This window comes from Pseudomonas fulva NBRC 16637 = DSM 17717 (genome assembly GCF_000730565.1).
GTDB classification, from domain to species: Bacteria; Pseudomonadota; Gammaproteobacteria; order Pseudomonadales; family Pseudomonadaceae; genus Aquipseudomonas; species Aquipseudomonas fulva.
In genome coordinates, this window is sequence record NZ_BBIQ01000007.1 from 83,695 (window position 1) to 96,545 (window position 12,851).

General features: G+C 62.1%; 13 protein-coding genes and 1 riboswitch. Of the genes, 7 read left to right on the forward strand and 6 right to left on the reverse strand.

The window, feature by feature from the left end:
• Positions 1-265 precede the first annotated feature (265 nt).
• Positions 266-961 carry an MgtC/SapB family protein gene (locus tag PFU01S_RS09490; protein ID WP_028687520.1) on the forward strand — a complete coding sequence of 232 codons (696 nt, stop codon included), beginning with the start codon at positions 266-268 and terminating at the stop codon, positions 959-961.
• An 18-nt stretch (positions 962-979) separates the two neighbouring features.
• On the opposite strand, the gene PFU01S_RS09495 is transcribed toward PFU01S_RS09490, so the two are convergent.
• On the reverse strand, positions 980-2,560 hold the full coding sequence (locus PFU01S_RS09495; protein WP_033737017.1) for a sensor domain-containing diguanylate cyclase: 1,581 nt from the start codon (positions 2,558-2,560) through the stop codon (positions 980-982).
• Between the two features lie 140 nt (positions 2,561-2,700).
• Here PFU01S_RS09495 and PFU01S_RS09500 point away from each other — a divergent pair, with 140 nt between their 5' ends.
• Both PFU01S_RS09500 and PFU01S_RS09505 read left to right on the forward strand, forming a co-directional pair.
• Positions 2,701-3,201 carry a DUF4142 domain-containing protein gene (locus PFU01S_RS09500; RefSeq protein WP_028687519.1) on the forward strand — a complete coding sequence of 167 codons (501 nt, stop codon included), beginning with the start codon at positions 2,701-2,703 and terminating at the stop codon, positions 3,199-3,201.
• 7 nt (positions 3,202-3,208) lie between these two features.
• The gene (locus tag PFU01S_RS09505) at positions 3,209-3,478 is read left to right on the forward strand and encodes a hypothetical protein (protein ID WP_028687518.1); all 270 of its coding nucleotides are present in this window, start codon (positions 3,209-3,211) and stop codon (positions 3,476-3,478) included.
• Positions 3,479-3,578: 100 nt separating this feature from the next.
• Here the strand turns inward: PFU01S_RS09505 and PFU01S_RS22360 are convergent, their stop codons facing one another.
• Both PFU01S_RS22360 and PFU01S_RS09510 read right to left on the reverse strand, forming a co-directional pair.
• Complete coding sequence (locus PFU01S_RS22360; protein ID WP_169738687.1) at positions 3,579-3,749, reverse strand: DUF6021 family protein; 171 nt, start codon at positions 3,747-3,749, stop codon at positions 3,579-3,581.
• Between the two features lie 53 nt (positions 3,750-3,802).
• On the reverse strand, positions 3,803-4,792 hold the full coding sequence (locus PFU01S_RS09510) for a DNA-binding protein (protein WP_028687517.1): 990 nt from the start codon (positions 4,790-4,792) through the stop codon (positions 3,803-3,805).
• Positions 4,793-5,050: 258 nt separating this feature from the next.
• On the opposite strand from PFU01S_RS09510, the gene PFU01S_RS09515 reads away from it, so the two are divergent.
• The 3 genes from PFU01S_RS09515 (at position 5,051) to PFU01S_RS09525 (ending at position 7,698) form a co-directional block, all read left to right on the forward strand.
• Positions 5,051-5,656, forward strand: coding sequence for a helix-turn-helix transcriptional regulator (locus PFU01S_RS09515; RefSeq protein WP_028687516.1), 606 nt, complete (start codon positions 5,051-5,053; stop codon positions 5,654-5,656).
• A gap of 102 nt (positions 5,657-5,758) precedes the next feature.
• Positions 5,759-6,754 (forward strand): threonine/serine dehydratase, encoded by a 996-nt coding sequence (locus PFU01S_RS09520; RefSeq protein WP_033695114.1) that lies wholly within the window; start codon positions 5,759-5,761, stop codon positions 6,752-6,754.
• On the forward strand, positions 6,751-7,698 hold the full coding sequence (locus PFU01S_RS09525; protein WP_028687514.1) for an ornithine cyclodeaminase family protein: 948 nt from the start codon (positions 6,751-6,753) through the stop codon (positions 7,696-7,698). Before PFU01S_RS09520 ends, PFU01S_RS09525 begins: the two co-directional genes overlap by 4 nt.
• An 11-nt stretch (positions 7,699-7,709) precedes the next feature.
• Here the strand turns inward: PFU01S_RS09525 and codA are convergent, their stop codons facing one another.
• The 3 genes from codA to PFU01S_RS09540 form a co-directional block, all read right to left on the reverse strand.
• Positions 7,710-8,951 carry a cytosine deaminase gene (codA, locus tag PFU01S_RS09530; protein WP_028687513.1) on the reverse strand — a complete coding sequence of 414 codons (1,242 nt, stop codon included), beginning with the start codon at positions 8,949-8,951 and terminating at the stop codon, positions 7,710-7,712.
• Positions 8,952-9,090: 139 nt separating this feature from the next.
• Entirely contained in the window at positions 9,091-9,753 is a 663-nt protein-coding gene (gene tenA / locus PFU01S_RS09535; protein WP_028687512.1) for a thiaminase II, read from the reverse strand.
• A complete protein-coding gene (locus PFU01S_RS09540; protein WP_027915620.1) occupies positions 9,750-10,397 on the reverse strand; it encodes a TenA family protein in 648 nt (215 codons plus the stop codon). Before PFU01S_RS09540 ends, tenA begins: the two co-directional genes overlap by 4 nt.
• An 82-nt stretch (positions 10,398-10,479) precedes the next feature.
• Positions 10,480-10,596, reverse strand: a riboswitch (TPP riboswitch).
• Positions 10,597-10,730: 134 nt separating this feature from the next.
• On the opposite strand from PFU01S_RS09540, the gene PFU01S_RS09545 reads away from it, so the two are divergent.
• Positions 10,731-12,818, forward strand: a complete 2,088-nt coding sequence (locus PFU01S_RS09545; protein WP_028687511.1) for a putative bifunctional diguanylate cyclase/phosphodiesterase — start codon at positions 10,731-10,733, stop codon at positions 12,816-12,818.
• Positions 12,819-12,851: the final 33 nt, after the last annotated feature.

A 12,851-nucleotide genomic window follows, 5' to 3' on the forward strand; every position in this document is an offset into this window, starting at 1 on the left:
AAGGGTCGGGCTTATCGTCCGCGCCGCACTTTTGCATTCATCAACAGGAGCCCTGCATTGGACACTAGCCCCAGTCGCTTGCGACAGGCCCACGCAGCGCGCTAGCCAGTCAGTCTCCCATGCTGCCTGGCCGAGTTGCCAAGGTAGCCGATGTACAGCATCGCCCCCTCCTTTCCCGTGGTCCTTTCGCATCTCTGGTTGTTACCACCGCGCCCTCCTGAGTGATGGCGTTGAAGCGGGCCTGTGCCCGCGGAAGAGGTTTGTTATGGATTGGAACGTATTCTTGCTGCGTGTCAGCACCGCTCTGCTGCTAGGGGCCTTGATCGGCGCCGAGCGTCAACTGCGTCAGCGCTTGACTGGCCTGCGCACCAATGGCCTGGTCAGCACGGGTGCCTGCCTGTTCGTGCTGATGACCCAGGCGGTTCCGGGCATGGCACCTACCGATGCCTCCCGGGTGGCGGCCTATGTGGTGTCGGGCATCGGTTTTCTGGGCGGCGGCGTCATCATGCGTGACGGCTTCAACGTGCGTGGGCTGAACACCGCCGCAACGCTATGGTGCACCGCGGCCATTGGCGTGTTGTGCAGCTTGGGGCTGCTACTCGAAGCAACCTTGGGTGCAGTGGTCGTGCTGTGCGCCAACATCTTGCTGCGCGATATTGCCCAGCGCCTCGACCGCCAGGAGGTGGTGCCTGCCACGGAGGTGGAGCAGCAGTTCGAGGTGCGTATCGTCTGTCGAGCCCAGGATGAAATTCAGGTCCGCAGCTTGATGCTGCACAGCTTCGGCGAGACTCAACTGCGCCTGCAGTCCTTGCATAGCGAGGACTTGGCAGACCCGGCCCGGCTGGAGGTGCGCGCCCAGCTACTGGGTACCTCACAGGCGCCAGCCCAGTTGGAGCGGCTGGTCAGCCGGGTCAGCTTGGAGAAAGGCGTCAGTTCGGTGCGTTGGCAACTTCAGGCGTGAGGCCAGTGCCTGCCGGGGCTAGGCCGGGCTGCCCGCATCCCCATGCCGTACTTCAGGATCAGCAACCGCGTAGCGGTCCCGGCCCTGGCGCTTGGCTTCATACAGGGCCGCATCTGCCGCTTCCAATAGCTGCTGCGCACTCTGTTCACTGCGCGCGGGTTCCGCCACCGCAATACCCGCACTGAATGAAACAATCCCAAGTGGGCTGCCCGCATGCACCATCATCTCCTTGCGCAGGGCTTGCTGCAGCGACTCGACAAACACCTTCGCTCCCCGTACATCCGTGTCGGGCAATAGCAAGGTAAATTCCTCGCCCCCGTAGCGTACCGCCAGGTCTGCCGGACGCTGGGCAGCCTGGCGCAGCAGTTCGCCAACGCGCTGCAGGCACTGATCGCCTGCCCCATGTCCGTAACGGTCGTTGTAGGCCTTGAAGTGATCCAGGTCGAGCATCACCACGCACACAGGGTACGCCTGTCGTCGGGCACGGCGCAGCTCGGCCTCGAACACCGCGTCCAACCTGCGACGATTGCCCAACCCTGTCAGGCTGTCGGTCAAGGCGAGGGTCTTGAGCGTCTGGTGTGCCTGGTGCAGGGCGCGCTCGATCACGATGCGTTCGCGCACCTGGCGAAGGACCACCCAACCGAACAACGCAAGGACCATGACCAGCACCAGTAACACGAGCAGCGATTTGATCGCGTCCTGGCGCCAGGGGGCGATGATCGACTCGCGAGAAAGGCCCGCTTCGACCACCAGTGGGTAGCTGGCCAAGGCTCGGTAGGCATACAGGCGCGGCGTGCCGTCGACAACGGCTACCGCTTCGACCAATCCCTGGGGAGCGTATGGCAGGTGGTGTTTGAAAATGTCGCTGTTGGCCAGGTTGCGTTCAAGCAGCGGCTCGACGAATGGACGCCGCACCAAAATCGTACCGTCGCGCTTGGCCAACACCAGCGCACCACGCTCGTCGATCTTGAATTCTCCGTAGTAACGCACGAACCAGTCGACCTTGATGGTGCCCAGCAGTACCCCCGCAAAACGTCCATCCGGAAAATTCAGACGCCTTGAAATAGGTACGATCAGGTCACCCGTCGAGCGGCTGCGCACCACTGCACCGATACGAATGGCGCTGTCAGGATGGTCGCGGTGATAGATGAAGTAATCACGGTCGCCATTGTTAGCAGCTGGTGGCGTTGCCGACCGGTCCGTGACGAGCCAGCGACCGTGGCTGTCGTAGATGAACAGGCCGTGAAGTTGCGGAATGATGCGTACTTGCTGGCTGAGCAGCCCATGCAGGCGCTTGCGATCCAAGTGCTCGAACCCATCGCCCTCCACCCGCTCCACCAGCGCCGCGCTGATTGAATCGACCTGGCGAATGGCGTCCTCGGCATGCTGTGCGGTGGCCTGGGCCAGATTGGTCACCATGTTCGCGGCATTGTGGAACGCGTCCCGGTAATCACGCCAGATTCGCCAGCCCTCTACGGCTGCGAACGTCGTCATGACCACCAACATGAACGCCAGCACCAGGCGAAACAGGGCCACCGCTCGCCCCTGGCCCGCCAGCGCAAGGGCTGTTTCTTCGTCGGTCTGCCTGGCGCTTCGCATGCACATCCCCTGCACGTTCTTCGTCAACGCAGTTGACCACTGCCACACCCTGATGATGCAAAAAAGATGAAACCTTTGGCCTGCGCGCGCCCTCAACAGTACGCGACACTGATGTCGCGCCATCGTTTAAGGAGTGAAACATGAGCAATCTCTTCATCAAGCGCGTCGGCCTTTCCATGGTGCTGGGCATGGCTTCGGTTCACGCCTTTGCTGCTAGCTCGGACGACTTCGTAGACGCGGCTACCGAAGCCGGCATCGCAGAGATCGTGACCGGTAAGCTTGCCCTGGAAAAGAGCCAGAACACTGAGATCAAGACCTTTGCCCAGCATATGGTGACCGACCATACCCAGGCCAACCAGGAGCTGGCAGACATCGCGAAAAAGCTGGACATCTCGGTACCCGATGACGCGGCCATTACCGACAAAGTGAAGAAAGTGATTCTGGAATGGCGTGACGAGTCCTTCGACAAGTCCTACGTGAACAATCAAGTCGATGCTCACGAGAAAACCGTCGAACTGTTCAAGAAGGAAGCCGCTTCTTCGGACAAGGCTGAGCTCAAGGCATTCGCTGCCAAGACCTTGCCTACCCTTGAAAAGCACCTGGAAGAAGCCAAGGCACTGCAAACCCATCACGGCAAGTGAGGCAAGCATGAGTAACGACGCACTGAAAAGCGAAATTCTGACTCGACTCAACCATGCTCACCCTCATGGCCTGGGCAAGGAGCTGCTGGACAACTACCGCGGTGAAAAAGCCGTGGCCGGCATGCTGAAATCGCTGCAGGACGATGGCCTGATCCACGATGGTAGCGTAAGTGTCGATGCTGATCATGAGGTGACGCTCAACTACCCGATCAAGCTCTCGGCCAAGGGTGTCGAGGCGGCCAAGCAGGCTGAAATGGACAAACAGGCGCAAGCCTGACGTTCACTGGTCACCACCGGCAAAGCCCGCCCTGATATGGACGCATCATGTAAAAGGCCCTGATCTTAGCGACCAGGGCCTTTTGTTTGGTACGTGTCTTTCAGGTGTTCTTCTCTACATCCCGTGGCGGTTTAGCGGGGCCTTGCGGGTCCACCTGAGGATCATCGAGGTCAGGAGAGTCAGGGTCAAAGCCAAGATCATCCGGTTTATCGGCATCGTCAGTCGAGTGAGGCCCGTGCTGCGTGCCGTGGGTTGTGCCTTGTTCGCTCATGCGGTCTTCTCCAAATGGCTGTCTAGGGAAGAAAGCCGGTGCGCCAGAAAGTTTTATTTATCTTCGCCATCCCGTAGCTGGTCTTGACACAGGCGCAGCGACGCTTGGTTCTCGGCCAACGCCCGCTCCAGCGCTTCAAGCTTGAGCGCCTGGTCCCGACACGACGCCCTACTGTCCTCCAGCACTCTGGCCTGCACATCCAGTTGGCGGCGCAGCTCGTCGCTACCCCCCTGGGCCTGCGCCAGCATCGTGCGCAAGCCTTGGATCTGGGCGTCGCGCTGCTCAAGCAGCTGCTCCTGAGCCCGCCGTTCGTTGCTCGCCTGGCGGTTCTCGCCCAGCAGGCGCTCGTTATCACGGTGCAAGCGAGTGAGCTCGTCTTGCTTGACGATCATGGCCTGCTGTAACTGCCGTACCTCGACCTGCATCTGCTGCAGTTGAGCCTCGTGACGACGCTGCTCGTGCTCGCGCTGCTCGCGGCTTGCCGTGCGGTAGTGCTCAAGCGCATCGCGGGCGTGCCGGTGCTTGTCTTCCAGGGATTTGACCTGCTCATCCTTATCTGCAAGGCGCACCTGCAGTTCCCCCAAGGACTGGTTGAGGCTGGCGCTGCGCAGCTGCTCAGCCTGCAACGTACTGAGGGTGCTGCTGAGTTTCTCCGATTCCTCGCGCAAGGCGGCTGCATCGATTTCGTGCTGTTGTTCCCCCGCTGCAAGCGCTTGCTGGGCTGTCGCCAAGGCCACTTCGAGCGCTTCACGCTGCTCGGTGAACACGCTTTCAGCGCGCTCGATCACCAAGTCCGCTTCATCTTGCAGCTGCGTCGCCAACTGCCCTACCAGGCGGCTTAGCACCTCGCTGATTGGCGCGCCGCCCTCGGAGGGCATTGGTTGCTGACCGTTGAGCTCCTTGAGGTAGCGGTGAATGGTGGTTTTCGAGCCCGTGTTGCCTAGCTCGATGCGGATGGCATCGATACTGGGGTTCTCCCCCCTTGCGATCAGTGCCTGCCTGGCCTGTTGCACAACCACCTTGTTGATCCCGCCACGTGCCATGCGCGCTCCTACGATTTTGTAATGTTGTATGTACTATGTAATTACATACTGATTTTGTTAGTTATTAGCCTCAAACACAAGACCTAGCTAACAGGGAATAATCACGGCTTATCGAATGTGATACCGATTTTCAGCCCATCTTGAGCGTAATCAGCGCAGGTTGGCGTACACCCTGTGCTCGCGTGCCATACGGCGCCTTGTGCGAGCGAGCTCCCAGGGCCACCATAAGCGCTTCCTGAAAATGCACAGTGGTCCCGCATGTCGCTCGAGAACTACCAGGCCATCGCCGAAAGCATCGCCCTGCTGCTATATCCACACGCTGAAGTCGTCGTCCATGACCTGCAGACCCAGACGGTGGTGCATATCGCCAACAACATCTCCAAGCGAAGCCTGGGTGATGACTCGGCGATCGCCGAGGATCTGGGCGACCTGCTCGGCGGTGCCAAGCTGGGCCCTTATGAAAAGTTGAACTGGAACGGTCAGAAGGTCCGCTCCATCAGTACGGTCTTGCGTGATGAGCAAGGTGACGCGCGGCACTTGCTGTGCATCAACCTGGACCTGTCGGTGCTTGAAAACGCCCGCCAAGCGTTGGAAGCGTTCTTTCAGATGGGGCGCTTGGTCGAGCAGCCCCAGGCGCTGTTTCGTGATGACTGGCAGGAGCGCATCAATACCTTCATGCATGCCTGGCTCAAGGCGCGCACGTTGTCTCTGCAGACACTGCAGATGAAGGACAAGCGCAGTCTTGTTCAGGCTTTGCACGCCGAAGGCGCATTCGAAGGCCGAACTGGCGTGGACTATGTGGCCAATGTGCTGAACATGGGACGTGCGACGGTTTACAAATACCTGAAGGCGCTCAAGGCATGACGGATTCGATGCCGAGGCCTGCTCCGCGCTAAAAGAAGTGTTTGCAAGAATATAGACAACAGGTCTACCGTAGACGGAAATTCCATACGGAGCCTGGAACTCATGTCCAACCCTGCAACGCCAACCGTTTGCGAAACTGACCTCGATGCTCTGTTCGAGGCAATCAAGCATGCTCATGCCGCATTGCGGCCAGCCGTGAGCACAACCCCGCTGACGCGCAGCCAGCCTCTATCGGCAACGACTGGCGTGGACGTATGGCTCAAGTGCGAACACCTGCAACCCACAGGTTCCTTCAAGTTTCGCGGGGCCAGCAATAAAGTCAGGCTTTTGCCAGAAAGTGCACGTGAACACGGCGTCATCGCCGCCTCGTCCGGCAACCACGGCCAGGCGCTGGCCCTGGCCGGCAAGACCGCCGGGGTTCCGGTGACCCTCTACACCACCACGACGGCGTCCACCTATAAAGTCGAAGCCATGCGCAACCTCGGCGCTGAAGTGATCTGCCTGCCGACCGACCCCTTGAGCGCGGAACTGGAAGCGGCCAGGCAAGCCCAGGCCAAGGGTGTGCCTTTCGTATCGCCCTATAACGATCTGCAGGTGATCGCCGGCCAGGGCACCATCGGTATGGAGCTGTTCGAGCAGGCGCCGGACCTGGACGCCGTATTCGTCGCGGTGGGGGGTGGCGGCATGATCGCCGGCATCGGCGCTGCCCTGCGTACCCTGGCACCGGGTGTCGATATCATCGGCTGCTGGCCCGAGAATGATCCAGCCCTCGAGCAGTCGCTCAAGGCCGGCAAGATCGTCGAGGTCCCTGCCAGCGCCACGCTGTCCGACGGCACGGCGGGCGGTGTCGAGCCCGGCGCCATCACCCTGCCCCTGTGCAAGGCCTTGCTCACCGACACCGTATTGGTCAGCGAAGCGCAAATACGCGCCGCCATGCGCGACATCGCCAGTAGCGAGCGCTGGATCATCGAAGGCGCGGCAGCTGTCGCCGTGGCCGCCATGAAAAAATGCGCGCACCGATACCAGGGCAAGCGTGTGGCCGTGGTGCTGTGTGGGCGTAACATCGCCCTGGATACCTTCCTCGAGGCCGTGAAATGAAGCTGATCGCCAAGCCCCAGATCCTGGCGAGCCTGGACACCGAGCGAGCACTGAGGGCCATCGAAGAGGGTTTTATCGCCTATTCCGCTGGCAACGTCCAGGTACCGCCCGTGCAAGCATTCACCTTCGCCGAAACCAACGGGGATTGCTGCATCAAGTCAGCCTACAAAGCCGGCAGCCCCACGTTCACTGTCAAAGTGTCCACCGGCTTTTACGACAACCCGTCCAACGGCTTGCCGAGCAACGACGGGCTGATGATGGTCTTTTCGGCCCACACCGGCCAGCCGCTGGCCCTGCTCCAGGATCAAGGCTGGCTCACGGCGATGCGCACAGCACTGGCGGGGCGGATCGCGGCACGGCTGCTCGCACCGTCTCAGGTCAAGGCCATCGGCATACTGGGCACAGGCATGCAGGCCAGGATGCAATTGGCGCAGTTGCGCAGCGTCACCGACTGCCGCCAGGTGATCGTCTGGGGGCGTCACGCCGAGGCACTAGGCGCTTACATCGCGATGGCGCGAGGACTTGGCTTTACCGTGCGCAGTACACTGGATGCCGCAGAACTGGCCGGCCTTGCCAACCTCATCGTTTGCACCACCCCTTCGCGCCAGCCGCTGTTGCAGGCGCACTGGATACAACCAGGCACTCACATTACCGCTGTAGGTGCGGACGGGCCTGGCAAGCAAGAGCTGGACCCTGCGCTGGTCGCCAGGGCCGACCGCGTGGTCGTCGACTCCGTCACTCAGTGCACCCAGTACGGCGAAGTGTCCCAGGCGATCGCAAAAGGCCTGATCACAGCTAGCCAACTGGTCGAACTTGGAACGCTGCTGGCAAGCCGAGCCCATGGCCGGGAGTCTGATGACCAGATCACGTTGGCCGACCTGACCGGCGTCGCCATCCAGGATGCGCAGATCGCCGATTGTGTGCTGGCGGCCATCGGCGCCTGAAAGCGCCGGGTTCAAAATTCGCGCTGTACCTGCGAAGGCCGGCGCCGCATCAGTACCTTTCCATTGCGCACCGACACCAGCGCGTGGCCCTGGCTGCGCACCATCTCGTAGTCGTCCGGGGCCGAGAGCAGCAGCAGGTTCGCAGGGCGACCGGTCTCGATGCCATAGCCCTCACCCAGGTTCAAGGCGCGCGCACTGTTGTCGGTGATCAGGTCCAGGCAGCGCTGCAGGTCCTGATAGCCCAGCATGTGGCAAATGTGCAGGCCCGCCTCCAGTACCCGCAGGATATTGCCGTTACCCAAGGGGTACCACGGATCGACGATCGAGTCTTGGCCGAAGCACACGTTCATGCCCGCGCGGTCGAGTTCGGCTACGCGGGTGACCCCGCGACGCTTCGGATAGGTGTCAAAGCGCCCCTGCAGATGAATACTCTCCGTGGGGCATGACACGAAGTTGATGCCTGACAGCCTCAGCAGCCGAAACAGCTTCGAGCAGTAGGCATTGTCGTACGAACCCATGGCCACGGTGTGGCTGGCAGTCACCCTCGCCCCCATCTGCCGGACCCGAGCATGTTCGGCCAGTACCTCCAGGAATCGCGACTGCGGGTCGTCGGTCTCGTCGCAGTGCACGTCCACCAGGCAGCCGGTGCGTTCTGCCAAATCCATCAGGAACTGGATCGACGACACACCCTGCTCACGGGTGTTCTCGAAATGGGGAATGCCGCCAACCACATCGGCGCCGATGGCCACCGCCTCGGTCATCAATGCGCGGCCATCAGGGTAGGATTCAATACCCTCCTGAGGAAAGGCAACGATCTGAAGGTCAACGTGATCACGCACTTCATCGCGGACCTCGACCATGGCCTTGAGTGCCACCAGGCCGGGCTCGGTAACGTCCACATGCGTGCGCACATGCTGGATCCCATGATCAACCAGCATGTCCAGGGTGGTCTTGGCCCGGGTCTTGATGTCTTCATGGGTGGTGCTCTGCTTGCGCTGGGCCCAGCGCTCGATCCCCTCGAACAACGTGCCACTCATGTTCCATTCAGGCTGCCCGGCCGTCAGGGTCGCGTCGAGGTGGATGTGGGGCTCGACGAAGGGTGGTACCACCAGGTTCTGGCCGGCATCCAGGTCAGCGCCGGCCACGGGCAGCACGCCCGCGTCCTGCGCGGTGATCGCGCCAATACGCTGGCCCGCCAGCTCGATGCGAAACAGGCCAGGTTTGCCACGCAGCCGTGCATTGATGATGTTCATGCTGTCCTTCCTCGTCCTGGATCGTATTCGAGCGCTGCGGGCCAGTCGCGGCGTTCATCCGCACCCAGCCCTTGTGCACCACAGCTTGCCAGCCAATGGCGCACGGAGCCAGTGGCGATCCAGGCATGGGGCTGCCCCGTCACGCCATGTCCAGACCCATCTGCCAGAAATCGGCCTCGAGCCGCGAAGCTTGGCCAAAGATCGCGGCCAGTTCGGCAAACCGCTGATCCGTCATGCTGCGGGCCGCCAATGAATCCAGATGGGTGCGTGCAGCTGCTGCGACGGCCTGGTAGCCGGCACCGGCGTATTCGCCGATCCACTCGCGATAGGGGTGCTCGGCCAGGTTGCCGATACGTGCGGCCAGGGACTGCCCGATCTCGGCGTAGCCGATTACACAGGGCGCCAGCGCCACGTGCAGCTCCAGCAAGTCGCCAGCAGCACCGCAGTCCAGTACATACCGCGTGTAGGCCACGGTGGCCGGATGCTCGGGGGCGGCCTCGATGTCAGCCTGGCTCAGGCCCCAGCGTGCGCACAAACGCACGTGCAAGTCGGTTTCGTCGAGAATCGCTGCGAGCCCCGCCTGAGCGGCACGGATATCGGCAGGCCGCCTGCTTTTGTAAGCCGCCAGCGCCCAGGCGCGGGCAAACTGAATGAGGAAGAGATAGTCCTGCACCAGATAGGCCCGAAACGCGGCTTCACTCAACGTACCATCGCCCATCTGCTGCACGAATGCATGGTCCACGTAACTGTGCCACTGCGGTGCAGCGGCCTGCTTGAGCCGATCGAAAATGTCCATGTTCATTGAGCCTCCGGGTAGATGGCGTCGAAGAAGGCCAGCTCCAACGCCACGGTGCGCTGGTGAAAGTCTTGCGCCACGGCGGCCTGCTGAGGGCCGACGCGATCCAGTTCGGCGTGCAGGAACGCCACGAAAGCCTGGAAATCCGCATTGTCGTGCAGGGTAATCCATTCGGCGTGGATGAAGCGCGGCGGCAGGGGCTTGGGCGCGCGCAGCGCCCAGTCCAGGTAAAGGCCTTCGGCGACGTTCAGCACTGCCAGCGCTGCGGCATACGAGCGGGTGGCGGCCGCTTCGCGCATGATGGCCTTGAAGGCCGCCGTGGGCACCGTGTCCATCGGCGCTTCACGCTGCGCCGGGCTGACACCCAGCGCCTGGAACGCCCGCAGAAAGTAGGTGTTCTCCTCGCTGCTGATCATGCCCGCGAATCGCCCCAAGCGCAGGCGCGCCTCGAAGGTGTCGGCACTGGCAATGGCGGCGCCCAGCAGCATCAGGAAGCTGTCCAGAAAGCGATGATCCTGGACCAAGTAGTCGATCATGATCGGGTCAGGCAGGCTGCCGTCACACAGTTGAGTCACGAAACGATGGCCCGTGGCGGCGGCCCATGTCGCCTCGCTCTGGCGGCGCAGGGTCTGGGTGAAACCTTCGGTCATGGCGCTGTCCTTGGTGGAGGTGGCAGCGAGACCTGGACAATCGTCATGAATGGGGTCTCGCCTTGAGACCGGCAGAAAGGCAGGTGGAATTGCACCCCATCCCTTCGCCGGCATTATCCGGATCAGGTTCGAAGGGTCACCGCGCTGCACCAGGCTCAGCGGTTTCTCAGCCCGTTATCGGGCTCCCCTTGGTAGCGGCAAGGTATACCCGACTTGACCCGCGGCTGTCATCCTTCGTGCAGGCATCGCTACAGGCTATTTGCCATTAGTCATGGTCCTGTCATGTTGCTGTCGTAGTGTCCGGGCCTCACCCAAGGCCGGGAAACACTGCAATTGACACGACGTTCACTCTCGTCGGCGAGCCTGCTCAGGCTGCTGATCCTGCTGCTGTGCGCTGCCTCGTTGGCCTTTCTGTGGGGGGTGCATGTTGCGCAGAAATCCACTGCTCGGCAGGACGCCCTGATCAACCGTGGCAGCGAACATCAGCGGCTGGCCAACCTGCTTGCCGAGAGCGTCAGCCAATTGCTCGACCGTGCCCAAGCAGCTACCGACGGCGCAGCGTGTGCGACCGCCTCCCCGTTCCTCATGCCCTCACCTGAGCAGTCCAAAGCATGCAGCACGTTGGTTGCAGTGCACCTCGCCGCCCAGCCCTTGACGCAATTGCTGCAAGAGGTGGAGTTGGGCGACTCGACCCGCGTGAGTGTGTGGCAGGCCGACGGCACGGAAAGCCTGCGCATCGGCAATCGCGGCTTGGTGCCGATCACTGCTGCCTTACAGCCGCCACTGCCAATCGATGGCCCCCCTGCGGGCGCGCTGACCCAGTATTTGGAGGGTGACGCTTACCAGAGCGTCTTCAGGCGCCGGCCCGAGCATGGCTTTACCCTCATCATCGGCCAGCGCGAGAACGAGATCACCGGGGCCGTCGACGCGGCCTATGCCCGGCAGTTCTGGCTGACCCTTGGCATGACGCTGATGATCCTGGCCAGCCTGGCTTGGACCCTGCGCCTGCTGCGCAAGCGTCAGGACGCCTTCACGGCGCTGGAGCAAGCCCAGCACATCAACCAGCAGCTGATCGGGCGCCTGGAGGATGCACACCGGCGCAGCAGCCATGCCGCCGCCACCGATCATCTCAGCGGCCTGCACAACCGTCGTCAATTCGTCGAAGTGGCAGGTGCTGCGCTGATCCATCAGCGTGGCAGGCGGCAACTGATGGCCATCCTTTTCATCGACATGGACCGCTTCAAGTCCATCAACGATTCGCTAGGCCACAAGGTCGGTGACCTGCTGTTGCAGGCCGTGGCCGGCCGCATCCAGCGCTTGCTCGAACCCGGCGATGAAGCCTCGCGCTTTGGTGGCGATGAGTTTGTCGTGCTGCTCGCAGGCGAGCGCAGCGAGGAGCAGATCGATGCCTGGGTACGCGAACTCGTGCGCAGGCTGTCGGCCACCTATGCCCTGGATGGCCAGGAGGTCAATACCAGTCCTAGTATCGGGGTCAGTATCTGCCCGCGCGATGGCCAGGACATCGACAGCCTGGTGCGCAGCGCCGACGCGGCCATGTATTCGGCCAAACAGGCAGGCCGCGCGCAGTACCGCTACTTCGACCCCTCCCTGAACGTGGCCGACATCCAGGCATTTACCCTGGAGCAAGCTTTTGGCACGGCACTGGCAGGCAGGCAATTCGTCCTGCATTACCAAGCGCAGATCGATCTCGATGACCACCAGGTCGCAGGCTATGAAGCGCTTGTGCGTTGGCAGCATCCGGAGTTCGGCCTGCTCTACCCCGACCGTTTCATCGCCCTGGCCGAACGCAGCGGCTTTATCGTCGAGCTGGGCTGGGAAGTGCTGCGCCTTGCCTGCGAGGCCTTGTCGGCCTGGCAGATGGAAGGTCGACTGGTCCGTCTGGCCGTCAACGTATCTGCCCTGCAGCTGCTTCAGCCTGACTTCGCCGCGCGTCTGCTCAGTCACCTGAGCGACCACGGCATTGCGCCCGAGCACCTGGAACTGGAGATCACCGAAACCACCATCCTCGACCCAGAGGGCCCGGCAATCGAGCATTTGCATCGCCTGCGCCAGGCAGGCATCGGGATCAGCCTGGACGACTTCGGCCGGGGCTATGCAGGCTTTGCCCATCTGCATGCACTGCCCCTGAGCAAGCTGAAGATTGATCGATCCCTGATCGCCTCGCTCTCCAACAGTCCGGACGACAGCCCCATCGTGGCCTCCACCATCATCCTGGCCAAGCGCCTGGGGCTGGTGGTGGTGGCCGAGGGCGTGGAGACCCGCGAGCAGGTCGTGTGCTTGCGCCTGGCGGGGTGCGATGTTGCCCAAGGCTATCATTTCAGTCGGCCCCTGTCCGCCGCGCAACTGCGTGACTACGCGCCCTTCAGAGGTGAGGCGCAGCCCCTCGCCGCGTTGCACTGAAGCCAGGCACTGAATGCAAGCCCCTGGCTAACC

Excerpts from the sequence above, each read along its gene's own strand:
- PFU01S_RS09515 (WP_028687516.1), top strand. The coding sequence starts at position 5,051 with ATGTCGCTCGAGAACTACCAGGCCATCGCCGAAAGCATCGCCCTGCTG.
- PFU01S_RS09490 (WP_028687520.1), top strand. The coding sequence starts at position 266 with ATGGATTGGAACGTATTCTTGCTGCGTGTCAGCACCGCTCTGCTGCTA.
- PFU01S_RS22360 (WP_169738687.1), bottom strand. The coding sequence starts at position 3,749 with ATGAGCGAACAAGGCACAACCCACGGCACGCAGCACGGGCCTCACTCG.
- PFU01S_RS09510 (WP_028687517.1), bottom strand. The coding sequence starts at position 4,792 with ATGGCACGTGGCGGGATCAACAAGGTGGTTGTGCAACAGGCCAGGCAG.
- PFU01S_RS09495 (WP_033737017.1), bottom strand. The coding sequence starts at position 2,560 with ATGCGAAGCGCCAGGCAGACCGACGAAGAAACAGCCCTTGCGCTGGCG.
- codA (WP_028687513.1), bottom strand. The coding sequence starts at position 8,951 with ATGAACATCATCAATGCACGGCTGCGTGGCAAACCTGGCCTGTTTCGC.
- PFU01S_RS09500 (WP_028687519.1), top strand. The coding sequence starts at position 2,701 with ATGAGCAATCTCTTCATCAAGCGCGTCGGCCTTTCCATGGTGCTGGGC.
- PFU01S_RS09505 (WP_028687518.1), top strand. The coding sequence starts at position 3,209 with ATGAGTAACGACGCACTGAAAAGCGAAATTCTGACTCGACTCAACCAT.
- PFU01S_RS09520 (WP_033695114.1), top strand. The coding sequence starts at position 5,759 with ATGTCCAACCCTGCAACGCCAACCGTTTGCGAAACTGACCTCGATGCT.
- tenA (WP_028687512.1), bottom strand. The coding sequence starts at position 9,753 with ATGAACATGGACATTTTCGATCGGCTCAAGCAGGCCGCTGCACCGCAG.
- PFU01S_RS09525 (WP_028687514.1), top strand. The coding sequence starts at position 6,751 with ATGAAGCTGATCGCCAAGCCCCAGATCCTGGCGAGCCTGGACACCGAG.
- PFU01S_RS09540 (WP_027915620.1), bottom strand. The coding sequence starts at position 10,397 with ATGACCGAAGGTTTCACCCAGACCCTGCGCCGCCAGAGCGAGGCGACA.